Source organism: Piscinibacter sp., assembly GCF_047600445.1.
GTDB lineage: Bacteria > Pseudomonadota > Gammaproteobacteria > Burkholderiales > Burkholderiaceae_C > Piscinibacter.
Window position 1 is genome coordinate 2,313,156 of the sequence record NZ_JASGKT010000002.1, and the last position, 23,855, is coordinate 2,337,010.

The 23,855-nt window shown below is 68.3% G+C and carries 23 protein-coding genes; 18 read left to right on the top strand and 5 right to left on the bottom strand.

The genetic code is table 11. The annotated features are described in order from the left end of the window. Positions 1-59 precede the first annotated feature (59 nt). Both QM792_RS15050 and QM792_RS15055 read right to left on the bottom strand, forming a co-directional pair. The gene (locus QM792_RS15050; protein WP_415150913.1) at positions 60-293 is read right to left on the bottom strand and encodes a helix-turn-helix transcriptional regulator; all 234 of its coding nucleotides are present in this window, start codon (positions 291-293) and stop codon (positions 60-62) included. A 261-nt stretch (positions 294-554) separates the two neighbouring features. Beyond that, positions 555-1,868: a tyrosine-type recombinase/integrase gene (locus tag QM792_RS15055; RefSeq protein WP_415150914.1), complete on the bottom strand. Its 1,314-nt coding sequence runs from the start codon at positions 1,866-1,868 to the stop codon at positions 555-557. A gap of 410 nt (positions 1,869-2,278) precedes the next feature. On the opposite strand from QM792_RS15055, the gene QM792_RS15060 reads away from it, so the two are divergent. The 3 genes from QM792_RS15060 to QM792_RS15070 all read left to right on the top strand — a co-directional run bounded on the left by QM792_RS15060 (position 2,279) and on the right by QM792_RS15070 (position 5,390). Then, the gene (locus tag QM792_RS15060; protein ID WP_415150915.1) at positions 2,279-2,488 is read left to right on the top strand and encodes a hypothetical protein; all 210 of its coding nucleotides are present in this window, start codon (positions 2,279-2,281) and stop codon (positions 2,486-2,488) included. A gap of 548 nt (positions 2,489-3,036) precedes the next feature. Then, positions 3,037-4,452 (top strand): Eco57I restriction-modification methylase domain-containing protein, encoded by a 1,416-nt coding sequence (locus tag QM792_RS15065; RefSeq protein WP_415150916.1) that lies wholly within the window; start codon positions 3,037-3,039, stop codon positions 4,450-4,452. Next, entirely contained in the window at positions 4,449-5,390 is a 942-nt protein-coding gene (locus tag QM792_RS15070) for a BsuBI/PstI family type II restriction endonuclease (RefSeq protein WP_415150917.1), read from the top strand. Before QM792_RS15065 ends, QM792_RS15070 begins: the two co-directional genes overlap by 4 nt. Before the next feature lie 415 nt (positions 5,391-5,805). On the opposite strand, the gene QM792_RS15075 is transcribed toward QM792_RS15070, so the two are convergent. The 3 genes from QM792_RS15075 to QM792_RS15085 form a co-directional block, all read right to left on the bottom strand. Next, on the bottom strand, positions 5,806-7,677 hold the full coding sequence (locus QM792_RS15075) for a TRAP transporter large permease subunit (RefSeq protein WP_415150918.1): 1,872 nt from the start codon (positions 7,675-7,677) through the stop codon (positions 5,806-5,808). Position 7,678: 1 nt separating this feature from the next. Continuing rightward, positions 7,679-8,689, bottom strand: a complete 1,011-nt coding sequence (locus QM792_RS15080; protein WP_415150919.1) for a TRAP transporter substrate-binding protein — start codon at positions 8,687-8,689, stop codon at positions 7,679-7,681. A 103-nt stretch (positions 8,690-8,792) separates the two neighbouring features. After that, positions 8,793-9,572 carry an SDR family NAD(P)-dependent oxidoreductase gene (locus QM792_RS15085; protein ID WP_415150920.1) on the bottom strand — a complete coding sequence of 260 codons (780 nt, stop codon included), beginning with the start codon at positions 9,570-9,572 and terminating at the stop codon, positions 8,793-8,795. 91 nt (positions 9,573-9,663) lie between these two features. Between QM792_RS15085 and QM792_RS15090 the strand changes: the two genes are divergently transcribed. The 15 genes from QM792_RS15090 (at position 9,664) to QM792_RS15160 (ending at position 23,760) form a co-directional block, all read left to right on the top strand. After that, entirely contained in the window at positions 9,664-10,833 is a 1,170-nt protein-coding gene (locus tag QM792_RS15090; protein WP_415150921.1) for an acetyl-CoA acetyltransferase, read from the top strand. Position 10,834: 1 nt separating this feature from the next. Beyond that, on the top strand, positions 10,835-12,412 hold the full coding sequence (locus tag QM792_RS15095; RefSeq protein ID WP_415150922.1) for an acyl-CoA synthetase: 1,578 nt from the start codon (positions 10,835-10,837) through the stop codon (positions 12,410-12,412). Then, on the top strand, positions 12,409-12,924 hold the full coding sequence (locus QM792_RS15100) for a PCC domain-containing protein (protein WP_415150923.1): 516 nt from the start codon (positions 12,409-12,411) through the stop codon (positions 12,922-12,924). The genes QM792_RS15095 and QM792_RS15100 overlap by 4 nt, the downstream gene beginning before the upstream one ends. Beyond that, positions 12,921-13,337, top strand: coding sequence for a PPC domain-containing DNA-binding protein (locus tag QM792_RS15105; protein ID WP_415150924.1), 417 nt, complete (start codon positions 12,921-12,923; stop codon positions 13,335-13,337). Before QM792_RS15100 ends, QM792_RS15105 begins: the two co-directional genes overlap by 4 nt. Beyond that, complete coding sequence (locus QM792_RS15110) at positions 13,334-14,128, top strand: SDR family NAD(P)-dependent oxidoreductase (protein ID WP_415150925.1); 795 nt, start codon at positions 13,334-13,336, stop codon at positions 14,126-14,128. The genes QM792_RS15105 and QM792_RS15110 overlap by 4 nt, the downstream gene beginning before the upstream one ends. A gap of 28 nt (positions 14,129-14,156) precedes the next feature. After that, positions 14,157-14,831 carry a lysoplasmalogenase gene (locus tag QM792_RS15115; protein WP_415150926.1) on the top strand — a complete coding sequence of 225 codons (675 nt, stop codon included), beginning with the start codon at positions 14,157-14,159 and terminating at the stop codon, positions 14,829-14,831. Between the two features lie 133 nt (positions 14,832-14,964). Further along, entirely contained in the window at positions 14,965-16,491 is a 1,527-nt protein-coding gene (locus tag QM792_RS15120; RefSeq protein ID WP_415150927.1) for a hypothetical protein, read from the top strand. Positions 16,492-16,535: 44 nt separating this feature from the next. After that, positions 16,536-17,723, top strand: a complete 1,188-nt coding sequence (locus QM792_RS15125; protein WP_415150928.1) for an imelysin family protein — start codon at positions 16,536-16,538, stop codon at positions 17,721-17,723. A gap of 38 nt (positions 17,724-17,761) precedes the next feature. Further along, on the top strand, positions 17,762-19,402 hold the full coding sequence (locus QM792_RS15130) for a di-heme oxidoredictase family protein (protein WP_415150929.1): 1,641 nt from the start codon (positions 17,762-17,764) through the stop codon (positions 19,400-19,402). Beyond that, positions 19,399-19,944, top strand: coding sequence for an FMN-binding protein (locus QM792_RS15135; protein WP_415150930.1), 546 nt, complete (start codon positions 19,399-19,401; stop codon positions 19,942-19,944). Before QM792_RS15130 ends, QM792_RS15135 begins: the two co-directional genes overlap by 4 nt. Further along, on the top strand, positions 19,934-20,728 hold the full coding sequence (locus QM792_RS15140) for a PepSY domain-containing protein (RefSeq protein ID WP_415150931.1): 795 nt from the start codon (positions 19,934-19,936) through the stop codon (positions 20,726-20,728). The genes QM792_RS15135 and QM792_RS15140 overlap by 11 nt, the downstream gene beginning before the upstream one ends. Next, entirely contained in the window at positions 20,725-21,714 is a 990-nt protein-coding gene (locus QM792_RS15145) for an FAD:protein FMN transferase (protein WP_415150932.1), read from the top strand. Before QM792_RS15140 ends, QM792_RS15145 begins: the two co-directional genes overlap by 4 nt. A 77-nt stretch (positions 21,715-21,791) precedes the next feature. Continuing rightward, positions 21,792-22,286, top strand: coding sequence for a helix-turn-helix transcriptional regulator (locus QM792_RS15150; RefSeq protein ID WP_415150933.1), 495 nt, complete (start codon positions 21,792-21,794; stop codon positions 22,284-22,286). Further along, positions 22,277-22,975 carry a nucleotidyl transferase AbiEii/AbiGii toxin family protein gene (locus tag QM792_RS15155; protein WP_415150934.1) on the top strand — a complete coding sequence of 233 codons (699 nt, stop codon included), beginning with the start codon at positions 22,277-22,279 and terminating at the stop codon, positions 22,973-22,975. The genes QM792_RS15150 and QM792_RS15155 overlap by 10 nt, the downstream gene beginning before the upstream one ends. Positions 22,976-23,139: 164 nt before the next feature. Beyond that, positions 23,140-23,760, top strand: coding sequence for a hypothetical protein (locus QM792_RS15160; RefSeq protein WP_415150935.1), 621 nt, complete (start codon positions 23,140-23,142; stop codon positions 23,758-23,760). Positions 23,761-23,855 lie beyond the last annotated feature (95 nt).

Below are 23,855 nucleotides of genomic sequence, written 5' to 3' on the forward strand. Positions count from 1 at the left end.
CCAGCCAGATTGATTGGTGTGTCGTGTGGCACGACGGACGGAACGGAGGTCCGTGCGTCTTAGGCCGTTGCCAGTTCGGCGAGCTTGGCTGCGGCGGGCACAACGCGCCGCGCATCGAGCCAAGCCTTCACCTCGGAGCGGCGGTATCTGACCTTCTTGCCGCATTTGTAGTGGGGCGGCCCATCACTTCCCCGGCTGCGCTCGCTCTCCACGGTGCTGCGTGCCTTACCGACGATGGCGCAGAAGTCGTCTGTGCCCATCCAGTCGTCGGGGTCCAAGATGCTGTTCGACATGGTGATGCTCCGAACACGGGCTCACCACGCACAAAGGAAAAGCGGGTGAGCGCCAACAGGAACCAGCGCGCTATCGCGCTGGGCCTGCGGTCGTCACCCGCGTCGGTGTCCGGCAACGTAGAGGGAATCTCACCCGCGTGGCATCGGCTCTGTCTCTGGAACTTTCCTCGTGGGCGCGCCCCAGTGCGGCGCGTTGGGTATTGCTAGCTGCTGCAAGCGTAGCACGCGACCCGCATCCAATGTTCCATCAAACTCGCCGCCTCACACCTCCGCAGTGATCCACTTGGCGATGGCCTCAACGTCCGCCGTGAGCGCCTGCTTGCTGTTGGCGTAGTGCCGTGCGTGCACGTCGCCGCTGATGTGATTCGTCAACAGGCGTTCACGGTCGGCGCTCACGCCCACCTGGGCGCACACATCCACGAAGGTGCGGCGCAGGTCGTGGATCGTCACCCGCGTGCCCGCTACCTCGGACACTGCCTGCATGGTCGCATCGGCGTCTGTGATGTAGCCCAACCTCCCCCACGACGGGAAGACGTACTCGCTGGAACGCTCGGCACGCCGGCGCTCTGCAACCTTCTCGCTAGGCTCGGGAAGCTCGCGCCGGGACTTGAGCAGCGCGCGGAGTGGCGTGCTCATTGGCAGCGTGATGCCGTTGTGGTTCTTCACAACATCGCCTGGCAGGTGAAAGGTCCCCGCCTCGAAGTCCACGTTCGACCAAAGCAGCGAGCCCGACTCGGTCTTGCGTGTGCCCGTGAGCAGCATGAATGACACCCAATCGGCGCTTGTCCGATCATCGACCGTCCTGGCCGCTGCGCGCCGCTTCTCAAGCATCGCCCAGACGGCGCGAACCCGATCCAGCGGGACGCGGGTGTCGCGGGGCTTCTCGGGCTTGGGCTTGCGCTTCTTGAACATGCGCTGCACCGGATTGACCGCTAGCAGCGGGTACTCTCCGTCGTCGGTTTCGAACATGTCGCGCGCGTGGTTCAAGAGCGCTCGCAAGTTGGCGAAGCACTGCGCCGCCTGAGACGGGGAGCTCTCGCTGATGGCGTCGAACCGCTCGATGCAGGCATCACGCTTGATGCTGGCGACAGGCTCGTCGGCCCAATCCGCAAGGTTCACCGTGACGTGACGCTCGATGTCGCGGATGCTGGCGGCCCGCAGTGCACCGTGGCGCGTCCTTTGGTGCTGTACGTAGTGCTCCATGACCTGCCGCAGCGTGATCGTCTGCGCCTCGGTGAGCACCGCCGCCGCCCTGTCAGCTTCCACCTTCTGCTGATCGCGGACAACCGGGTCCACGCCGTCCAGCATCTCGACCTTGAGCGCCATCGCCTTCGCCCGCGCTTGGTCGATCCGCCAAGGGTCGTTGTGCCTGCCGATCTTGATCTGGCGCTCCTGGCGGGTGCCCTTGACGCGGTACTGGAGCAGGTACGTTCGCACTGTGCCCGCCGCGTTGATACGGACCCCCAGCCCCTTCACCTTGTCGTCCCACACGATCACGTTCGGCCTTCCGGATGGGCAGGCCGCTGACTCAACGAGGGTGTTCGTCAGCCTCTTCACATTGTCTTTCGCTTCCATGTTCACTCCCCTGTTTCTCAGCACCGTATCAGCACGTATGCTATGGCTAATGCAAGCTGCAAGGGGCGATTCATGTCAGCAGCTCGTCTACAACTTATTGATTTACATGAGTTTTGTCCGACTACTGCAACCGAGCACAAGCTATCGCAAGCACCCGCTAGATAGGACTGTTAATCCGTAGGTCCCTGGTTCGAGCCCAGGTCGGGGAGCCAAGATAGTCAAGTGCCCGCCAGTGAGCGGGCACTCTCATTTTGGCGGCGATATGGGACAGGTATGAGCCGGCGTCCCATATCCAGTAGTTGGCCCTACCCCCTCACCCCGTCGACCGAAGCCATCGTCCGCACGGCCCTGACCAAGCGCCATGCCGCACGCCGCGCATCGCTGCGGCGGTTGCGTACCAGACGAAGGCCATGCTGGAACACGCCGAAGTGTCGATCCAGGAAGCGGAGAAGCTTGCCGGCTCTGGTGCGTTAGCAAAGGAAGACAAGCAGACGAAGAGCTTGAAGCGCGCCATTGGCCTTTTGCGCGAGCAGTGGGCTAGTGACCAGCTTCCTACAGATGTGCGTCGACTGGCCGAGAACCTGCTTGCGCTGACAACAGCGCCTCCAGCTCGACCTTGACAGGGTAAAAGCAATCCTTGACGCGAGGAAGGCTGCCTCCGGCTCTCATCCGACGAACCTGTCACCCTATGCCACGGTCGTCCAATATCTCCTGTCCGAGGAACAAGCGGCAATGGTTGCCTATCTCGAAGCTGACCCGGCGGGGCATGAGAGGCCACCCACAGCAGTCTTGATCCCAGCCGAGATCGATGTGCCGGCTGGCATCGACCGCACGAAGTGGAGGAACGCCGTTAGCGTGAGTTAAGTTTCCACGCGACGCGGTGCGACGTTGCCCATGCCTCTTCTCGGTACAGCTTGCCCAAACGCCCGCCGGCAAGTCGCCATCCAGGATGCCGGCCTCCCACATCGCATCGCCGGACATACGCATCAAGAAGGTGGCCTGCGGATGGCTAGGCCAGGCAGCACGTACGCGGGCCGACGACGATCGAGGAAGCGGGCGATGAAGAAGGGCTGTACAAAAGTGCAGTACTATGAGCCGTTCTCGATCGCAGCGTGCATGGCCGCTGAGTAGGCTGAGGACGGATACACGCTAGACGGGCGCGACACGCATGAACGAAGCGGTTATCGACTCCTTGCGGCATGAAGCCAATGCCAAGCTCGACCCCAAGAAGAAGGGTGCTCTCGGGCAGTTCATGACGCCCTTCAAGATCGCCGAGTTCATGGCCGGGATGTTCAAAAAGCGCGATGGTGTGGTACTGCTCGATGCGGGGGCCGGCATCGGCTCTCTGACACTTGCCGCCGCCAGTGCCGTCAACGTGGTTCGCGCTGAGGCCTGGGAAATTGATCCCGTGATGATTGGCTACCTGCGGGACAACCTTGCGAGCCTCGGCGTGCCGTTCGCGCTGCACGAAAAGGACTTCATCCTCGACTCAGTCGACCGAATCCAGTTCGATGAGGGGACGCGGTTTACTCATGCGATCCTTAATCCGCCGTACAAGAAGATCAGCACAGAATCACATCACCGGCAGGCCTGCCGGCAGGTTGGCCTTGAAATAGTCAACCTCTATACGGCGTTCTTCGCGCTGGCAATGCTGCAAATGAAGGACGGCGGCGAGATCGTCATCATCATCCCGCGCTCATTCTGCAACGGTCCGTACTACAAGCCGTTCCGCGACCTGATGCTCGGCAAATGCTCGATCGACGCAATCCATGTTTTCGAATCGAGAAGTCAGGCCTTCAAGGACGATGAGGTACTTCAGGAGAACATCATCCTGAAGCTCACACGCGGCGCAAAGCAAGATGCAGTCCGGTTGTCCTATTCGCGTGACGCGAGCTTCTCGGATCTGCATAGCCGTGAAGTACCATTCGACATGGTCGTGCATCCGCTGGACAAGGAGCGGTTCATCCGCATCCCGAGGCACGACGAGGATCAGGACGATGACACCGATCTGTTTACGCACTCGCTCAAGGACCTGGGCCTTGAGGTTTGCACCGGCCCAGTCGTCGACTTCCGGCTGAAGCAATGGTGGAGTCGGGATCCCCAACCAGGAACCGTACCCTGCATCTATCCGCACCACTTTACCAAGAATGGCTTTGAGTGGCCGAAAGAGCACAAGAAGCCGAACTCGCTGTTGCGCAGTCCCGAGGTTGACAAGTGGCTGATGCGCGAGGGCATCTATGTGATCGTCAGGCGCTTCTCCGCCAAGGAGCAGCGGCGGCGGGTTGTCGCATACATCGTGACGCCCGAGGACACAAAGAGTGAGCTGGTCGGTTTTGAGAATCACTGGAATGTCTTCCATGTCCACCAAGGCGGATTGCCGCTTGACATTGCTAAGGGGCTCGCGGCGTTCCTCAACACGACGGTGCTCGACAATTACTTCCGGATCTTCTCCGGTCACACGCAGGTCAACGCGACAGATCTGCGCAATATGAAGTATCCGAGCCTTGAGCGCCTGCGCGTGCTGGGCAAGCACTACCGCTACGGTATGGAACAACAAGATATTGACAGATTGCTGGGAGAATGAGCAAGGAACTGAAGCTGACGGAGGCGCTTCGAGTCCTCAATGATTTGGGCATGCCGCGTGCGCAGCAGAACGAGCGAACCGCTCTCTGCCTGCTAGCTTTGGTAAACATGATGCCGACGAAGCGATGGGCTGATGCGGAAGCGCCGCTAGTCGGGATAACGCCGATCATGGAATGGGTGAAAGAGCACTACGACATCGACTACGCACCCAATACCCGCGAGACGTTCCGACGGCAGTCGATCCATCAGTTCATCGAAGCAGGCGTATGTCTCTACAACCCCGATCAGCCCGATCGGCCGGTGAACAGTCCGAAGACCGTGTACCAGATTGAGCCGCATCTGCTCAAGGTATTGCAGCGGCTCGGCACACCAGGCTATAGGGGTGCACTCAAGGGCTTCCTCGCGACGCGTGGGACGCTGGTACAGAAGTACGCGAAGGCGCGCGAGATGGAGATGGTGTCAATCAAGGTGAAGGAGGGCTACCAGATCGCGCTATCGCCTGGCGATCATTCGGAGCTGATCCGCGCGATCGTCGAGAACTTCGGGCCGCGCTTCGCGCCCGGTGGTGAGTTGATCTATGTCGGCGACACTGGAAACAAGCACGGCTTCTTCGACAAGGATTTGCTCGCAAGCCTGGGCATGGTGCTCGACAACCATGGCAAGCTGCCGGATGTCGTCGTTTACATGCGCAACAAGAACTGGCTTCTGCTGATTGAGTCGGTGACGAGCCACGGGCCCGTGGAGTCAAAGCGGCAGATTGAGCTGGCGAAGCTCTTCAAGTCATGCACGGCAGGCCTTGTGTATGTGTCAGCGTTCCCAGACCGCAAGACCTTCCTGCGCTTCCTGGATGTAATTGCCTGGGAGTCGGAGGTCTGGATCGCGGATGCTCCAACGCACATGATCCACTTCAACGGAGCCAGATTCCTCGGCCCCTACTGAACGTGCCTGCTGTCGTGCATCCGGAAGGCTGGCTCTCGATCGACCTCAAGGAGGTGCCGAGAAGTGGGCGAAGCAGGTCTGCAAGGAGCGGGACAAGCGGTACGACAACATCCTCTCCGAGGAGGAGACGGATCGACGCTGGACCAGTGATCTAGGCGAACGGGTCTTCGATCGCTGGTTGCGGCATCACCGCGTTCAGGAGTATCCAGGAAGAACTCACGTGCCACGCGTTGCATCGCCAGCAGATCTGAGCCTTCGGCATCGATCGGGTCGATAAACATTCGTTCTCCAAGGCCGAACTGCAAGCCTATTGGAAGCTGATCGTTGATTGGCCAGGTTCCCGCGGCAGCGTCACGAACGCGCCGCTGTCGAGCGACTTGATGGCCGCGGAGGCCGCTAGCCATGGGCGCCACCCCTACAACGCAACCGTCGAAATCCACGGCACCGCCGCGATGATCACCACGCCCACCAGCAGCGCGGCCAGGTAGGGCCAGATGGCGCCCATCACGTCGTCGGGCGAGGCGTCGCCGATGCGGCAGGCCACGTAGAAGCCCACGCCGATGGGCGGCATCATCAGGCCGATGTTCATCGCGCAGACGATCACCATCGCGTAGTGGATGTCGTGGATGCCCAGCTTCTTGGCGATGGGGAACATGATCGGCGCCAGCAGCAGCACCGCCGGCAGGCCCTCGAGCAGGCAGCCCAGGATGAGGAAGACGACGATGCTGACGGCCATGAACGCCACCACGCCACCGGGCAGCGTGGTGAGGAAGTTCGACAACTGCTGCACCACGCCGCTTTGCGTGATGGCCCAGGCCATCGCCGAGGCCGTGCCCAGGATCAGCAGCACCGCGCCGCTGAGCGAGGCGGTCTCGACCAGCATCGCGTAGAGCTTGCGCCACCCGATGCCACCGTAGATCAACTGGCCGGTGATCAGCGCGTACAGCACGGCGATCGTCGACACCTCGGTGGCCGTGGCCACGCCGCCGCCCACGACGCTGCGGATCAGGAAGGGCAGCACCAGCGCCGGCGCCGCGACCAGCAGGAGGCGCCCCACCGCCTTCATCGGCGCGCGCTTCACGTCGGCCATGTGTTCGTGGCGCGCCTTCCAGCGCGCCAGGATCACCAGCACGGCCAGCAGCACCATCGCGACGACGAAGCCGCTCTGGAACAGGCCGGCGATGGACACGCCGGCCACCGAGCCCAGCACGATGAGCACGATGCTGGGCGGCACGGTGTCGGCCATCGCCGCGCCGGTGGCCAGCAGCGCGACCATTTCGCGCGGCTTGTGGCCGCGGCGCTTCATCTCGGGGAACAGCGCCGGCGCCACCGTGGCCATGTCCGAGACCTTGCTGCCCGAGATGCCCGAGACGATGAACAGCGAGCCCAGCAGCACGTACGACATGCCGGCCTTGACGTGGCCGAGCAGCGAGCCCAGGAAGTCGACGATGGCCTTGCCCATGCCGGTGGCGTCGAGCACGCAGCCCAGCAGCACGAACACCGGCACCGACACCAGGATGATGCTGGACATGCCTTCGTCCATGCGCCCGACGATGACCATCAGCGGCGCGTGCGTGGCGAAGGCCAGGTAGCACAGCGCGCCCAGGCCGAAGCAGAACGCGATGGGCGTGCCGGCGGCCAGGCACAGCGCCACCAGCAGCACCAGGAAGATCAGGATGTTCCAGGTGCCCAGCTCCAGCAGTTGCGGCGTCAGCCACCAGCAGGCCAGCCCCAGCACGGCCACCAGCACGGCCGCGCCGGCCAGCGGGCCCCGGCCGACGGTCTGCACCGCGTAGGCCAGCACCACCAGCAGCATCGCGACGACGCCGAACGGAATGGCGGCGACGCGGAAGGTGTTGGGAATGTTCAGCGCCGGCGTCGTGATCGCCCATTCGTCGTAGGCGTAGACCACCGAGGGCTCGACCAGCGCCGCCAGCGTGGCGACGATGGCCATCAGCGCCAGGGCCTGCACGAAGGCGCGCGGACCCGGCGCCAGCTTCTCGACCACCAGCGTGAGCCGCAGGTGCTCGTTGCGGTGCAGCGCGATGACCGCGCCGATCATCGTGACCCAGATGAACGAGATCGACACCGCCTCGTCGATCCACACCATCGGCAGCGAGAAGACGTAGCGCGACACCACGCCGCCGAGCAGCAGCACGACGATGACGGCCATCAGCGCGGCCGACACCACTTCCAGCGGCTTCAGCGCGGCGGCGACGAGTCTGGCGGAATCGGCACGGGCGCCGGTGTCGGCCGGCAGCCCGGCCTCTGGCGCGGCGGCGCTCACGTCAGGCGAGCTTGCCGGAGTAGCGCTCCAGCAGCGACCAGGCCTCGTCGCCGTACTTGCCCTTCCACTCGGCGTAGAAGCCGGCCTGGCGCAGGCGGTCGCGGAAGCTGTCGGCCTTGGCCTGGTTGAACAGCATGCCCTTCTCGCTGAGTTCCTTCTGCAGGTTGGCGTTCAGCGCGGCCACGTCGGCGCGCTCCTTGAGGCCGGCGGCGTTGATGTGCTTGGCCATGATGGTGCGCACGTCTTCGGGCAGGCGCTCCCAGGCGCGGCGGTTGGCCAGGAACCAGAAGCCGTCCCACATGTGGTTGGTGATGCTGCAGTACTTCTGCACCTCGTTGAGCTTGGCCGTGCTGATGATGGCCAGCGGGTTCTCCTGGCCGTCCACGATCTTGGTCTGCAGCGCGCTGTAGACCTCGTTGAAGTTGATCGACGCCGGCGCGGAATCGAAGGCCTTGAACATCGAGGTCCACAGCGGCGACACCGGCACGCGGATCTTGAAGCCCTTGAGGTCATCGGCGGTCTGAATGGGCTTGGTGCTGGACGTGATCTGGCGGAAGCCGTTGTCCCAGATGTGGTCCATCGCCAGCAGGTTGGCCTTGGCGATCTCCTTGCGCACGAAGGCGCCGAGTTCGCCGTCGAGCGCCTTCCACACCGTGTCGTAGTCGTGGAACGCGAAGCCGATGCCGGTGATCGACGCGGCCGGCACCAGCGTCGACAGGATCAGCCCCGACAGCGTGAAGAACTCGATGCCGCCCGAGCGCACCTGGCTGAGCATGTCGGTGTCGGAGCCGAGCTGGCTGGACGGGAAGATCTGCAGGTCGACGCGGCCCTTGGTGTCGGTGCGGATGGCCTCGGCCATCTCCTTGGCGCGCACGTTCATCGGGTGCGTGACCGGCAGGTTGTTCGCGTACTTCAGCGTGAACTCGGCCTTGCCCTGCGCGAAGGCGGAAATCGTGGGCAGCGCCACGGCCGCGCCGGTGGCGGTCAGCAGGGTGCGTCGCGTCAGCGTCATCTGTCGTCTCTCCATGGGTGTCGTTGTGGGTCGGGCCGCGGCAGCATCGGCGCCACGCTGCGGCGTGTCAATCTGGGTTCGCCCGGGGTGTCGGCGGTTTCCGTCAGGCGCCGCGGGTGACGAGGCCGGCGGCGAGGAAACCGCCGTCCACGGCCAGCACGTGGCCGGTGGTGAAGCTGGCGCCCTCGCTGGCCAGGAAGGCCACCGCGTGCGCCACCTCGTCGGTGCTGCCGAAGCGCCGCATCGGCAGCATGCGGGCGTAGGTTTCGGTGCTGGCGCCGCCGTCCAGCGTCTTGACCAGCGGCGTTTCCACCGGGCCGGGCGCGACCGCGTTGACGGTGACACCCCACTCCGCCGCCTCGATGGCGAACTGTTTCGTCAGCGCGATCAGCGCGGCCTTGCTGGTGCCGTAGCCCACGCGCCCGGTGCCGGCGCGCACGCCGCTGATCGACGCGATGTTCACGACGCGGCCCCAGCCCTTGGCCTTCATCGCGCGCAGCGTGTGCTGGGTGATGAGGAACGGGGCGGTCACGTTGACGGCCAGCGTGGCCTGCCACTGCGCCAGCGGAAAGTCGAGCGCCGGCACGGTGGCGGCGATGCCGGCGTTGTTCACGACGATGTCCGGCGTTCCCGCTTCCGCGTCGACGGCCGCCAGCATGGCCTGCACCGCGGCCGGGTCCGCCAGGTCGGCGACGAAGGCCCGCGCGCGGCCGCCGCGCTCGCGCAGGGCCTGCGCCACCTGTTGCGCGCCATCGGCCGCGCGGTCGACGATGCAGACCGAGGCGCCCTCGTCGAGGGCGAAATGCTCGGCGACGCGCCGGCCGATGCCGCTGGCGGCGCCGGTGACGAGAACGGTGCGCGAGGCGTGCTGGGGCTGGCTCATGGGCCCATATTGTGCCGGCCATCGGGGCACGTCCTATCCACCTCGGCCCGCCGCGTGCAGTATCGTGAGCGCAGGCAAACGGGAACACACGATGCAGGAACGAGCGTACATCGTCGGCTGGGGCCACACGCCCTTCGGCAAGCTGGACAACATCGACGCGGAGCAGTTGATCCGCGACGCCGCGCTGCCCGCGATCGCCAGCGCCGGGCTGGCACCGGCCGACATCGACGGGCTGTTCGTCGGCCACTTCAACGGCGGCTTTCTCCGGCAGGACTTCAGCGGCGCGATGGCGGCCGTCGCCATTCCCGAACTGCGCCGCGTGCCGGCGGTGCGCCTGGAGAACGCCTGCGCCACCGGCTCGGCCGCCATCTGGGCCGCGCTCGACGCGCTGGCCGCCGGCCGCATGAAACACGTGCTGGTGCTGGGCTTCGAGAAGATGAACACGCTGCCGGCCGAGCAGATCGGCCAGACGCTGCTGAAGTGTTCCTACGTGAAGGAGGAAGGCGACACGCCGGCCGGCTTCGCGGGTGTGTTCGGCCAGATCGCCGGCCGGTATTTCGAGCGCTTCGGCGACCAGAGCGATGCGCTGGCCGCCATCTCGGCGAAGAACCACGCCAACGGCGTGCACAACCCCTACGCGCACATGCGGCGCGACCTGGGCTTCGAGTTCTGCCGCACGCCGTCGGAGAAGAACCCCTTCGTCGCCGGGCCGCTGAAGCGTTCCGACTGTTCGCTGGTCAGCGACGGCGCCGCCGCGCTGGTGCTGTCGCGCGCGCCCGTCGCGGGGGCCGCCGTGGCGCCGGTGCGCTGGCGCTCGCGCACGCAGGTCAACGAATGGCTGCCGATGTCGCGCCGCGACCCGACACGCTTCGAGGGCGCGGCCCTGGCCTGGCAGCAGGGGCTGGACGCCGCGCAGGTGTCGCTGGCCGACCTGAAGTTCGTCGAGACGCACGACTGCTTCACGATCGCCGAGCTGCTGGAGTACGAAGCGATGGGCCTGGCGCCGCAGGGCCAAGGCGCGCGCGCGATCCTGGACGGCGTCACGCGCAAGGACGGCCGGCTGCCGGTGAATCCGTCGGGCGGCCTGAAGTCGCGCGGGCATCCCATAGGCGCCACCGGCGTGTCGCAGCACGTGATGGCGGCGATGCAGCTCAGCGGCACGGCCGGTGACATGCAGATCGGCAACGCCGACCTGGGCGCTGTCTTCAACATGGGCGGTGCCGCCGTCGCCAACTACCTCGGCATCCTGGAAGCCGCCTGACATGCATGCCGCCCAGGTGATGAACCTGGCGCAACTGCTGCGCCAGACGGCGCGCCTGTTCCCCGAGCGCACCGGCCTGATCCACGGCGACCGGCGCTGGCGCTGGCGCGAGATCGATGCGCGCGTCGATGCGATGGTAGCCGCGTTGCGCGGCCTCGGGCTGAAGCACGGCGACCGCATCCTCGTGCAGTCGCGCAACAACCTGGCGCTGTTCGAGAGCTGCTGGGTCGCGTTCCGCCTGGGCTGCGTCTGGGTACCGACGAACTTCCGGCTCACGCCGCCGGAAGTGGCCTATCTCGCCGAGAGCAGCGGCGCCGTCGCGATGATCGCGGAAGACCTGTTCGCGGGCCATGTCGACGCGGTGCGCGCCGCGTCGCCCGCGCTGAAGCACGTGGTCGCCATCGGCCGGCCGCGCGCCGGCGAACACGGCTACGAAGCGCTGGTCGAAGCGCACCGCGGCGCGGCGCCGTTCGAGGCCACGGTGCAGGCCGACGATCCGCTGTGGTTCTTCTACACCTCGGGCACCACCGGCCGCCCCAAGGCCGGCGTGCTGACGCATGGCCAGATGGCCTTCGTCGTCGCCAACCACTTGGCCGACCTGATTCCCGGCACCGACGAGAACGACGTGTCGGCCGCCGTGGCGCCGCTGTCGCACGGCGCCGGCGTGCACATGCTGCTGAACGTGGCGCGCGGCGCCGCCACGGTGCTGATGCCGGGCGAGAAGCTCGACCCCGAGGTCTTCTGGCAGCTCGTAGCGCAGCACCGCGTCAGCAACCTGTTCACGGTGCCCACCATCGTGAAGATGCTCGTCGAGCACCCGGCGGTGGACCGCTTCGACCACGGCTCGCTGAAGTACGTCATCTATGCCGGCGCGCCGATGTACCGTGCCGACCAGAAGCTGGCGCTGCAAAAGCTCGGCAAGGTGCTGGTGCAGTACTTCGGCCTGGGTGAAGTCACCGGCTGCATCACGGTGCTGCCGCGCGAGATGCATTCGGCCGACGACGCCGACCCCAACGCCAACATCGGCTCCTGCGGGCGGCCGCGCACCGGCATGGAGGTGGCCATTCTCGACGCGCAGATGCAGCCCGTGGCCACCGGCGACGTGGGCGAGATCTGCGTGCGCGGCCCGGCCGTGCTGCACTCGTACCACGCCAACGCCGAAGCCACCGCCAAGGCGCTGCGCGGCGGCTGGTTCCACACCGGCGACCTCGGTCGTGTGGACGAGCGCGGGCTGCTGTACATCACCGGCCGCGAGTCCGACATGTACATCTCGGGCGGCTCCAACGTCTACCCGCGCGAGGTGGAGGAAGTACTGCTGACGCATCCGGGCGTCGCCGAAGTGGCCGTGCTGGGCGTGCCCGACGCGAAGTGGGGCGAGGCGGGCGTGGCCGTGGTGGTACGCCGCGAAGGCGTGGCCGCCGTCGATGCCGACGCGCTGCTGCGCCACCTGGAGGGCCGCTGCGCGCGCTACCGCTGGCCGCAGCGCTTCTTCTTCTGGGACGCGCTGCCGAAATCGGGCTACGGCAAGATCACGAAGAAGGACGTGCGGCGGCTGCTCGAAGAACAGGGCGCGCTGTGACCGCCACCGCGCGCCGCCTGCAGCAGCCCGGGCCGCCGGCGGCGCTGCGCATCAACGCACGCCACGCCGCGCAGGCGCGGCACGTGCGGCTGCACCTGCCGGCGGGTGCGAGCCTGTTCGACGCGCTGGTGCAGCCGCTCGCGCGCATCGGCATCCGCCATGCGTCGGTCACGCTGCTCGGCGGCTGGCTGGAGCGGGCGCAGTACTGCGTCTCGGTGCCCGACCCGGCCGGCCAGGCCTTGCTGACGCACGGCGCGCCCCTCAGCACCGGCCGCGTGGGCCTGGTCACCGCGAACGCCACGCTGGCCACCGGCGTGGACGGCCGGCCGCTGGTGCATTGCCATGCCGTGTTGCAGGCGCCGGATGCGCCGCTGGTCGGCGGCCACCTGCTGACACCGCACTGCCTCGTCGCCGCGCCGGGGCTCGTCGCGCGTGTCGCCGGCTTCGAGGGCTTCGAGCTGCGCGCCGCGTTCGACCCGGAAACCCGCCTGCCGCTGGTGCAGCCCGCATGAACAGCAGCACAAGCACCGTAGAGACCGGCCGCCACGGCCGCGTGAGCTATGCGCGCATCGCGCCCAACGAAGACCTGGTCACCGCCGTCGAGGCGCTGTGCGCCGAGCTGAAGCTGCAGCGCGCCTTCGTGCGCGGCTCGCTGGGCAGCCTGATCGACGCCTGCATCCGCACCCGCGAAGACGGCGCGCCGCTGCACATCCACGGCCCGGCGGTGGAGATCGCCAGCCTGGCCGGCGAGATCCGCCCCGATGCCGACGGCGTGCCGCGCGCCTTCATCCACGGCGTGGTGGCCGACGCGAACGGCCGCGTCTGGGGCGGCGCCTTCGTGCGCGGCCTCAACCCCATCTGCATGACCTTCGAGCTGACGCTGGAAGAATGGCTGCCCGACCCTCGACCCGCCCTGAAACCATGACCGCAATCGCTTCCGCAGACGCTCCCGTGGCCTTCGTGACCGGTGCCGCGCGCGGCATCGGGCTGGCGGTGACGCGGCGCTTCCTGAAACAGGGCTGGCGCGTGGCGCTGCTCGACATCGACGGCGAAACGCTGCACACCACCGCACGCGCGATGGACGCGCCGGACCGCGTGCTCGCCTTCACCGCCGACGTGGCCGTCGAGCCGCAGGTCGAGCAGGCCGTGGCCGGCACCGTGCGGGCCTTCGGCCGCATCGACGCGCTGGTCAACAACGCCGGCACCGCGGTGTTCAAGCCCATTCTCGAAACCCGCAGCGCCGAGTGGCAGCGCGTGATCGACGTCAACCTCACCGGCCCGTTCCTGTGCACCCAGGCCTGCGCGCGCGTGATGCTGGAAGGCGGGCGCGGCGGCGCGGTGGTGAACATCGCGTCCATCTCGGGCCTGCGCGCCAGCACGCTGCGCACCGCCTACGGCACCAGCAAGGCGGCCTTGATCCACCTGACCCGGCAGCAGGCCGCCGAGCTCGGCGACGTGGGCATCCGCGTGAACTGCATCGCGCCCGGCCCGGTGGAAACGGCGATGGCCAAGCAGGTGCACAGCCAGGCCATACGCGACGGCTACCGCGACAGCATTCCGCTGGCGCGCTACGGCACCGAGGACGAGATCGCCAGCGGCGTGTGGTTCCTGTGCAGCCCCGAGGCCGGTTACGTCAACGGCCAGACGCTGGCGGTGGACGGCGGCTTCGACGCCACCGGCATCGGGCTGCCCGCGCTGCGCGCCGAGCGGCGGTAGGCGCCCGCCGCCGGCGCGCCGAACCGACATGTGGTCTGCCTCCGCGCTCGTTGCCGCCTGGCTGGCCAGCGCGGCCTTGGCCATCGCCTCCGCGCCGTGGGCGCTGGCCCAGCCCTGGATGAATTTTGTCTTCAAGCCGCTGGCCACCGTGCTCGTCATCGCGCACGCCTGGCCGCGCGGGCGCGACACGCCCCAGTTGCGGCGCTGGGTGCTGGCCGGGCTGGTGCTGTCGCTGGCCGGTGACGTGGCGCTGCTGTGGCCACAGCGGGGCTTCCTGCCCGGGCTGGTGAGCTTCCTGCTCGCGCACCTGGCCTACCTGTGGGCCTTCACGCGCAGGGCGCGGCTGGCTGCGCGCCGGCTGCCCTTCGCCGTCTACGCGCTGGTGGCCGGGGCCGTGCTGTGGCTGCTGTGGCCCGGCGTGCCCGGCGCGCTGCGCATTCCGGTGCTGGCCTACGTGGCCTGCCTGGCCGCGATGGCGGCGCAGGCCGCGGTGCTGTGGCCACTGGCGCCGCCGGGCCCCCGGCGCCGCCGCGCCGCGGGGCTGGCACTGGGCGGCGCGCTGTTCGTGCTGTCCGACGCGCTGCTGGCCACCAACCGTTTCACGCTGCCGCTGCCGGCGGCCAGCCTGTGGATCCTGGCCAGCTACTGGGCGGCGCAGTGGCTGATCGCGAGCTGGCTGGCTCCCCCCTTCCATTCCCACTGATCCATATCAATACCCGTGCACGTCGGTCGGCGCGCACGGGCGCGGGGCCGCTACCGTTCGGAATGCCACGCATCTACAATCCTCAATGAGAATCAATCTCGTTGAGAGCAAGCACCTGAGGGAGTTGCCGACCATGACCCGCCCGCCCGCGCCCGCCCACCTGGGGCGCACGTCGATCCACGCTGCCGTCGTCGCGCTGGCGCTGTGCGCCGGCAGCGCCTTCGCGCAGGACGCCGCCGCGCCGTCCGGCGACCTGGCCGCGCGGCTGCGCGAGCAGCAGCAGCAACTCGAGCAGCAGCGCCTCGAACTGGAGCGCCAGCGCCAGGCGCTGGAGCAGCAGCAGCGCCAGCTCGAAGCGCTGGCCGCCGCGCTGGAGCAGCAGATGAAGGGCGCGCCGCCGGCAGCGGCCGCGGCAACCGCCACGGCGCAGGGCCAGCAGCCCGGCGCGCCGGCCGGTGCCGCTGCCGCCACCCCGGGCGAGGCGCAGGCCTCGGCCTCCGGCCGCGGCAGCCTGCGCTGGGCCGGTTACGGCGAGATGAGCTACCAGCGCTACGACTTCTACGCCAACACGCAGACCGCCAAGGCCACCGAGCGCGGGCGCACCGACATCGGCCGCTTCGTGCTCTCGCCGCACATGAACCTGGGCGGCAAATGGTCGCTGTTCGGCGAGATCGAGTTCGAGCACGGCGGCACCGGCTCGACCGTCGAGTACGAGGCCGAGGAGACCGGCGAGTACGAAGCCGAGATCGAAAAAGGCGGCGAGATCGTGCTCGAGCAGTTGTGGCTGCAGTACAGCCACAGCCCGGCGCTGAACGTGCGCTTCGGCGAGCTGGTGGTGCCGGTCGGCATGGTCAACCTGTACCACCAGCCGACCGAGTTCTTCACCATCGAGCGCTCGCTGGCCGAGACCTCGCTGATCCCCTCGGTGTGGCACGAGACCGGCGTGCAGGTGCTCGGCACCATCGGGCAGTTGCGCTACCAGGTGCTGGGCGTCACCGCGCTCGACTCCACCGGCTTCTCCGGCCACGAGTTCGTGCGCGGCGGCATGCAGCGCAAGCTGGAGACGAAGAACGCCGACGCCTTCGCCTTCGCGGCGCACGCCGAGTACGCCTTCGCGCCCGGCGTGCTGGTCGGCGGCGCCTTCTACGCCGGCGACTCCGCGCCCAACCGGCCGCGCCAGAACCTCTCGGCCAAGGCCTTCGTCACGCTCGGCGAAGTGCACGGCCGCTACGAGGTCGGCCCGTGGACGGTGCGTGGCCAGGTGCTGCTCGGCCAGGTGCAGAACTCGCGCAAGGTCACGCAGGCCAACTTCAACACCTTCAACGGTGGCGTGCTGGGCGTGTCGCGCACGCCGGTGGGCAAGCGCGCCAAGTCGTTCTTCGTCGAGGCGGGCTACGACGTGCTCTCGCTGTGGGCCAACGGCGGCGTGCCCGGCCGGCTCGACCTGTTCGCCCGCTACGAGGACTACGACACCCACGCCGACACCGCCCCCGGCATCGCGCGCGTGCCGCGCTACCACCGCAAGGCCGCCACCGTGGGCCTGAACTACAAGCCGCAGCCCGGCATCGTGATCAAGGGCGAGTACTCGCGCCGCAGCAACGACGGCCTGATCGCCGACAAGCAGGACGTGCTTGGTGTCGCTGCGGGCTTCGAGTTCTGAACACCTCCTCAACCCATTTCCGTCCGTCCCTCGAAAGGAACATCATGCAAAAGATCGCCCGCAGACAGCTTCTCTGGAGCCTGGGTGCCGTACCGCTCGCGCTCGCCGGTTGCGGCGGTGGCGACTCGTCCGACAGCGGCTCGCAGGGTTTCAACGCCAAGCCGATGGTCGACAATATCGTCGACAACGTGATCGTCCAGACCTACAGCAACCTCAACACTCAGGCCGGCTTGCTGCTGACGGCGGTGACCACCTTGCGCGCTGCACCTAACGACGCCAACTTGGATGCCGCGCAGGCCCAATGGCGCGCCACGCGCGTGCCCTGGGAATCGAGCGAAGGATTTTTGATCGGCCCTGTGACCGGGGGTGAGTTAGGCATCGACGGTGCGATCGACACCTGGCCGCTGGATACGCCGAGCTTGGTGGGCTTCCTAGCCACCAACCCGAACCCGACGGTACCGCAGATCGAGGACGCCCCTGATGACTTGCGTGGCTTCCACGCAATCGAGTACGTGCTGTTCGGCGATGGCGTGAACACTAACGACAAGGTGGCCAGTTCTCTGACCGAGCCAGAACTGAACTACTTGGTCGCTCTGGCGCAGGCGCTGAAGAATCGCACGCAGGCGCTCGCGGACGCCTGGACCAAACCCTACAACAACCGCACGATCTCTTACGCAGCCCAGCTCAAGACACCAGGCACAAGCAATAGCGTGCACACGGGTTATGCCGGCGTGCTCGGTGCACTGGTTGACGGCCTATCGACGATCGCAGACGAGGTGGGCAATGCCAAGCTGGCCGACCCGCTGGGCGACACGCTGGCACAGGCTGACACGAGCCTAGTCGAGTCGCAGTATTCATGGAACTCGCTGACTGACTTCCACAACAATATCCAGAGCATCTTGAATGTCTACACCGGAGTGCTCGGCTTCAGCGGCACGGCACCGTCAGCTTCGGCCACCGGTCTGTACACCTTCGTCGCCGAGCGCAACGCAACGCTGGCAACCCGGGTGTTCAACGAGATCGTCAACGCGCAGAAGAAGATCGCGCTGATCAAGGGCGACGGCAATGACACGACGACGGTGATCTCTGGCAGCGCGCAACCGTTCCGCGTGCAAATTGGCACCACCGCCGGCCGTGCGTTGATTACCACCGCGATCGGCGCTTGCAACACGCTGCAAGCGACCTTGCAGAACGACGTCAAGCCGCTGGTCGCCAGCACCATGTTCGCTTGACCGCCACGTCGCCCCTCAGCCGCCGCCAAGGAGTCATCATGATCGAAGCGCCAAGGCTGCGTGCAGCCGCCGCAGCCCTGGCCACCACCCTCGGATTGGTTGCAGCCTGCGGTGGAGGTGACGATCCTTATGACGGCGGCGGAGGCGGCGGCGGCGGCAACCTCGCCGTGCCCGACTGGGCGGTGGTGACTGCGCTCGGCGACGCCACCACCAACACCACGGCCAATCAGGCCAATCGCGGCTTCGACACGCCCGCTCCCAATTTAGACACGGACGGCCTCGCGCTGCATCTAGCCGGCGACGTGGACTTCGAGCAGAACTTTCTCAAGGCGCCGAGCACCGACTTCCCCGTTGTCGATGGCCTCGGGCCGGTGCACAACAACATCGCCTGCATTCGCTGCCACGCCAGCGACGGTCGAGCCGCCTACACCTCTGCTGTGCTGAACAGCACCGTTGGTGAGTGGACCAAGCTCGGCAGCGAGGCCGGCGTGTTCCTGCGCATCAGCGTCAACGGCCAGGCCGCGTGCACACCCAGCGCGGCCAACCGCTACTGCGCGCCGCAGGCGGTGCCGGGCTTCTCCGACCAGCTCTTCCACCGCAGCGTGCTGGGCGTGCGCCCCGACAGCGAATTCAGCGGCCAGGCCGACGTGTACGTGAGCTTCGAGCGCAGCACGGTCAACTACGGCGACGGCACGCCGGTCACGCTGTACAAGCCGCTGTTCCGCATCTGCAACCCCTACGACGACCCGGGCGAAGCCAAGTGCAGCGGCGGCGCGAGCACGAGCGCTCTGCTGCAAGCGGGCGTCTCGACCAGCCCGCGCATGGGCATGCCGACTTTCGGCCTCGGGCTGCTGGAGGCTATTCCCGAGAGCGCGATCCTCGCGCTGGCCGACGAGAACGATGCCAACGGCGACGGCATCTCGGGCCGGCCGAACTGGGTGTTCGACCCGGTCAAGGCCGCTCAGGGCAACCCCGAGCCGCGCTCGCTGGGCCGCTTCGGCTGGAAGGCCAGCACGCCCTCGGTGCTGGTGCAGGGCGCCGGCGCCTACCGCGGCGACATGGGCATCACCAACTACCTGTTCCCCGACGAGAGCATCGCCGGCACGCCGCTGTACGACGCCTACCGCGCCGCCAACCCGGACGACGACGGCCAGGCCGCGAGCGGCTACGAGGCGAGCGAGGAAGTCGTCAAGCGCGTGATCTTCTACAACAACACGCTGGCCGTGCCGGCGCGGCGCGACGTGAGCGCGAGCGACGTGCGGCGCGGCGCGGCGCTGTTCGTCGATGCCAAGTGCAGCGTGTGCCACAACCCCTCGTTCACCACCGGCACGCACCCGGGCATCTGGGGGCCCAGCGGCACGACGCCGGTGGCGGCCGTGGCGAACCAGCGCATCTACCCCTTCACCGACATGCTGCTGCACGACATGGGCGAGGGCCTGGCCGACCAGCGCAGCGACTTCGGCGCCAACGGCAGCGAGTGGAAGACGCGGCCGCTGTGGGGCATCGGGCTGACGCACGTGGTCAACAGCCTCGCCGGCTTCCTGCACGACGGCCGCGCGCGCACGCTGGAAGAGGCGATCCTGTGGCACGGCGGCGAGGCCGAAGCCTCCAAGGAACGCTTCCGCACGATGAGCGCCGCCGACCGCGCCGCGCTGGTGGCCTTCCTGAAGTCGCTGTGAGCGTTCGGCGGGCGGTGCTCGTGGCGGGGCTGGCGGCGCCGCTGCTGGCCGCGCGCGGCGCCGCCGCCGCGCCCGATGTCTACAAGGAGCCCGACGAGTTCATCCGCTCGGCCTTCGCCGGCCAGCCGCCGGCGCCGCAACTGCTGTGGCCCTCGCCGGCGCTGCAGCAGCGCATGCAGGCGGTGCTCGGCCATCCCTACCGCCAGCTTCGCATCCGCTACTGGCGTGCCGACAAGAGCGACAAGCGCACCGCCTGGGTGCTCGACGAAGTCGGCAAGGACGAGGAGATCACCATCGGCTTCGTGCTCGCCGGCGATGCGATCGAGCGCACCGAGGTGCTGGTCTTCCGCGAGTCGCGCGGCTGGGAGATCCGCTTCCCGGCCTACACCCGACAGTTCGGCGGCGCGCGCCTGGCCGACGGCGACAGGCTGGACCGCAAGATCGACGGCATCACCGGCGCGACGCTGTCGGTGCAGGCCTACGAGCGGCTCGCGCGGCTGGCGCTGGTGCTGCACCGCGAGGTGATCACGCATGCGCCCTGAGCGTCATGCGCGTCATGGACGCCGCAGCCGACGCGGCGGAGCGCTGGCGTTCTGGATGCGCTGGCACCGCCGCCTCGGCCTGGCCGCGGCGCTGTGGCTGGTGCTGGCGGCGGTGACCGGCGTGCTGCTGAATCACACCGGTGAACTGGGCCTGGCGCAGCGCGGCGTGCAATCGGCCTGGCTCAAGCGCTGGTGGCAGGTGCCCGAGGCGCAGCCCGCGGCGGCGCAGGCACTGCCGGGCGGGCACTGGCTGAGCCAGTGGGAGCGGCAGCTCTTCCTCGACGAGCGGCGGCTCGAACTGCCCGAGGTCGAGCGCCTCGTCGGCGCCGCGCCGCTGGCGCCGGGCTGGCTGATCATCGATGCGCGGCAGGCGCTGGTCGTCGACGACGCGAGCCGGCTGGTCGAGCGCGTGGCGCTGCCGGCGGGCTTCGCGGCGCGGCGTGTCGGCACGATCGGTGACAGCGCCTATGCACACGTCGTGATCGAAAGCGAAGACACACGCCGCCGCTACACCGACGCGCAGGCCAGCGCGTGGAGCGACACGGCGCCCGCCGGCGAACCGCGCTGGGCCGCGCTGCAAGCGCTGCCCGACGAACTGCGACAAGGCATCGCGCCCGGCGTGTCCGGCGGGCTGACGCTCGAGCGTGTGCTGCTCGACCTGCACTCGGGCCGCTGGCTGGGCCCTATCGGCGTGTGGCTGACCGACCTTGCCGCGATCGTGCTGCTGGTGCTGGCCGCCAGCGGCACCTGGAGCGCGCTGCGGCGCAAGGAGCGCAGGCCATGAGGCGACGCCGCTTCCTGCGCGGCTGCCTGGCGCTGGCCGCCACGCCCGCGCTGGCGCACGACGGCGAGAGCCGCGTCGAGCGCCACGCCCTCGCCTTCGGCACGCGCGTGGCGATCACCATCGCCGGCCTGCCGCGCGCGCAGGCCGAACGCGCCGCCGATGCCGCGATGGCGCGCATCGCGCGGGTCGAGCGGGCCGTCGATCTGCACGACCCGGCCTCGCCGCTGGCGCGCCTGAACCGCGACGGCGTCGTCGAGGCGCCGGCCGATGGCGACCTCGCCGCGCTGATGCGCCACGCGCTGGCCTGGAGCGCGCGCAGCGAGGGCGCGTTCGACGTCACGATCCAGCCGCTGTGGCAGCGCCATTTCAGCGCCTGGGCGCAGGGGCGCGCGGCCAGCCGCGCCGAACTGCGGCCGTTGATGGCGGCGGTGGGCTGGCAGGGCATCGCGATCGAGGGCGATCACATCCGCCTCGCCGCGCCGCGCATGCAGTGCACGCTCAACGGCCTGGCGCAAGGTTATGCGAGCGACGCCGCCTGGGCGGTGCTCGCCGCGCACGGCGTGCGCCACGCCCTGGTCGATGCCGGCGAGCCCTTCGCCGCCGGCTTCGCGCGGCCGGGCCAGCCCTGGCGCATCGGCGTGCGCGACCCGCGGCCGCGAGCCGCCGACGCCGCCGACTGGCTCGACGTGCTCGCGATCAACGATGCCGCGCTGGCCACCTCGGGCAACGACGGCTTCGCCTTCACGCGCGACCGGCGCCTCTTCCACATCCTCGACCCGCGCACCGGCGTCTCGCCCGGTGAACTGCAAAGCGCCACCGTGCTCGCGGCCGACGCCTGCACCGCCGACGCGCTGTCGACCGCCTGCATGGTGCTGGGCCGCCGGCGCGCGCTAGACGCCGTGGCCGAGGCCGGCGCGCAGGCGCTGCTGGTGCTGCACGACGGCCGCGTGGTCGCCACGCGCGGCTGGCCGGGGCGGCGCGGCTGAGAGCGGCGGCACAACGCGGTGGCGCCACGCAAAATTGTCGAATATATTCGACAATCCTTGTCGCTCCGGGAGCACCCATGTCTGCACTGCGTCTGGACGAGATCGGCCGGATGGTTCGCCGGCGACGCGAGGATCTGGGCTTGTCCCAGGCCAGGCTGGCACGTTTGTCCGGTTTGTCGCGCGCGACGATCAACCAGTTGGAAACCGGCACCATCGTCGACCTCGGCGTCAGCAAGCTCGCTCACCTTCTCGACCTCCTCGGGCTGACGCTGCGCGCGGAACAGCAACAACACGACCCGCAGCGAGGACTGCGGGCCGCCAGCCAGGCCGCGAGCGTCAGCTACCTGCAATCGCTCACGCCGCAACGGCTCGCCCAGGCACTCGCCAGCGGTGAACTTCCGGCGCAGTGGCTGCCTCATCTATCGACGATGCTCGACGAGGTGCCGGAGAAGTTCATCGTGTCCGCCGTCGAGGAAGCGGCCCGCTCGCAGGGCGTACCCGCGAAGACCGTCTGGCAACACCTCTTGCGCTGGGCGCGTGAATTCAAGTCGCCGCGCCCGGCATGGGCATGATCGCCGAGCCCGCCGGCCGGCAGCCGGCGCGCCTGCCCGGCGGGCCTTGGCGAGCCCTGCTCGCACAGGCCCTCCAGTTGCTCGACGCGCTCGACCGGCACGGCGTGAGCGACCCGTTCTGGACTCTCGGCGGCGGCACGGTGCTCATGCTCCGATACCGCCACCGGCGCAGCAAGGACATCGACATCTTCGTGCCCGACCCGCAGTACCTCGGGCACGTGACGCCCCGGCTGAGCGACCTGGCCGATGCCATCGCCAGCGACTACGTGGAAGGCGCCGGCTTCGTCAAGCTCCTGCGGCCCGAGGGCGAGATCGACTTCGTCGCCTCATCCAATCTGACGACCGCGCCTTACGAGACCTGGCGCTTGCTGAAGCGGATGGTTCGCGTCGAGACCGCCGCCGAGATCGTCGCAAAGAAGCTCTGGCACCGGGGTGACAGTCCGAGCGCTCGTGACCTCTTCGATCTGTCGCTGGTCATCGAGCGCGAGCCGGAAGCCTTGCGGCAGGCCCACCATTTCCTGACACGGCACCGCAGCGCGTTCATCGGACAATTGCACAGCCGAGACGCGGTGCTGCGCGCGCAGTTCGAAGCGATCGACGTGCTGCACTACAAGCCCGGCTTCGATGAAGCACTGCACCGGGCGGTGGACTTCCTGCAACGGCTGCCGGCGCACCGCAAGCGCTCATGACCTCGCAACGGCGCCCATCGCTGTTGTCCACAGCCGCGGTGGAGAACCCTGTGCACAAGCCGTGGAATCACGCGCCGGGGCCTTGCCACGCCTCACGCTGGCTTGCATCGCCCGTTCACCGGGCAGGCGCGCTACAGTCGGCGCATCGACACGCCAGCGCCACCGTGAAGCTCAGCCCCACCCTGCTGTTTTCCCTGCTTGCGGCCTGCGCCGCATCGGTGTTCGCCGCGCCGCCCGATGCGGCGCGCGCCGCCGAGCGCTGCGAGCAGGCGGTGAGCGAAACCCTGCACCGCCTGCGCGGCCGCGACGCGAAGGAGGTGCAGTTCCTCGCCGCGCGCCGCGTGCTCGCGCCGGGCGGCGACGACGAGACCAGCGTGCGCGGCGAGGGCCGCTACCGCGCCGCCGGCGGCAAGAGCGTCGCGTTCAGCTACGGCTGCTCGTACGACGCACAAAACGATTCCACCTCCGGCGTGGTGCTGCGCGACGGTGCCGGCGCGCGCGCCGCGGCGGCCGAGAAGGCCTTCGACCCCGACCTCACCAACGTCTCGCCGCAGGCCTGCGAGAGCGCCGCCGCGGCGGCGCTGAAGAAGCTGCATCCACGTGTCGGCCGCATCAACTTCGGCTCGGATTCGCGGCGATTGCAAGCGGCCGAGTTCGGCCGCGTCGAGATGACGGGCGCGGGCTCGGTGGAGCGCGCGCCGGGCATGAACCTGATCCCGTTCAGCTACCGCTGCGAACTCGAGCCGCGCAGCGGCCGCGTCACCGCGATCAGCACGAAGGAATAGAGCCCCCCAGTCGCTACGCTCCTGCCCCCAAGGGGCGCCGTCCGGCTTGGGGCGGCCCAGCGCCGGACGCCCCCCAGTCGCTACGCTCCTGCCCC

Coding starts and splice junctions, on each gene's coding strand:
- QM792_RS15050 (WP_415150913.1), bottom strand. CDS start 293: ATGTCGAACAGCATCTTGGACCCCGACGACTGGATGGGCACAGACGAC.
- QM792_RS15055 (WP_415150914.1), bottom strand. CDS start 1,868: ATGGAAGCGAAAGACAATGTGAAGAGGCTGACGAACACCCTCGTTGAG.
- QM792_RS15060 (WP_415150915.1), top strand. CDS start 2,279: ATGCTGGAACACGCCGAAGTGTCGATCCAGGAAGCGGAGAAGCTTGCC.
- QM792_RS15065 (WP_415150916.1), top strand. CDS start 3,037: ATGAACGAAGCGGTTATCGACTCCTTGCGGCATGAAGCCAATGCCAAG.
- QM792_RS15070 (WP_415150917.1), top strand. CDS start 4,449: ATGAGCAAGGAACTGAAGCTGACGGAGGCGCTTCGAGTCCTCAATGAT.
- QM792_RS15080 (WP_415150919.1), bottom strand. CDS start 8,689: ATGACGCTGACGCGACGCACCCTGCTGACCGCCACCGGCGCGGCCGTG.
- QM792_RS15085 (WP_415150920.1), bottom strand. CDS start 9,572: ATGAGCCAGCCCCAGCACGCCTCGCGCACCGTTCTCGTCACCGGCGCC.
- QM792_RS15090 (WP_415150921.1), top strand. CDS start 9,664: ATGCAGGAACGAGCGTACATCGTCGGCTGGGGCCACACGCCCTTCGGC.
- QM792_RS15095 (WP_415150922.1), top strand. CDS start 10,835: ATGCATGCCGCCCAGGTGATGAACCTGGCGCAACTGCTGCGCCAGACG.
- QM792_RS15105 (WP_415150924.1), top strand. CDS start 12,921: ATGAACAGCAGCACAAGCACCGTAGAGACCGGCCGCCACGGCCGCGTG.
- QM792_RS15110 (WP_415150925.1), top strand. CDS start 13,334: ATGACCGCAATCGCTTCCGCAGACGCTCCCGTGGCCTTCGTGACCGGT.
- QM792_RS15115 (WP_415150926.1), top strand. CDS start 14,157: ATGTGGTCTGCCTCCGCGCTCGTTGCCGCCTGGCTGGCCAGCGCGGCC.
- QM792_RS15120 (WP_415150927.1), top strand. CDS start 14,965: ATGACCCGCCCGCCCGCGCCCGCCCACCTGGGGCGCACGTCGATCCAC.
- QM792_RS15125 (WP_415150928.1), top strand. CDS start 16,536: ATGCAAAAGATCGCCCGCAGACAGCTTCTCTGGAGCCTGGGTGCCGTA.
- QM792_RS15130 (WP_415150929.1), top strand. CDS start 17,762: ATGATCGAAGCGCCAAGGCTGCGTGCAGCCGCCGCAGCCCTGGCCACC.
- QM792_RS15140 (WP_415150931.1), top strand. CDS start 19,934: ATGCGCCCTGAGCGTCATGCGCGTCATGGACGCCGCAGCCGACGCGGC.
- QM792_RS15145 (WP_415150932.1), top strand. CDS start 20,725: ATGAGGCGACGCCGCTTCCTGCGCGGCTGCCTGGCGCTGGCCGCCACG.
- QM792_RS15150 (WP_415150933.1), top strand. CDS start 21,792: ATGTCTGCACTGCGTCTGGACGAGATCGGCCGGATGGTTCGCCGGCGA.
- QM792_RS15155 (WP_415150934.1), top strand. CDS start 22,277: ATGGGCATGATCGCCGAGCCCGCCGGCCGGCAGCCGGCGCGCCTGCCC.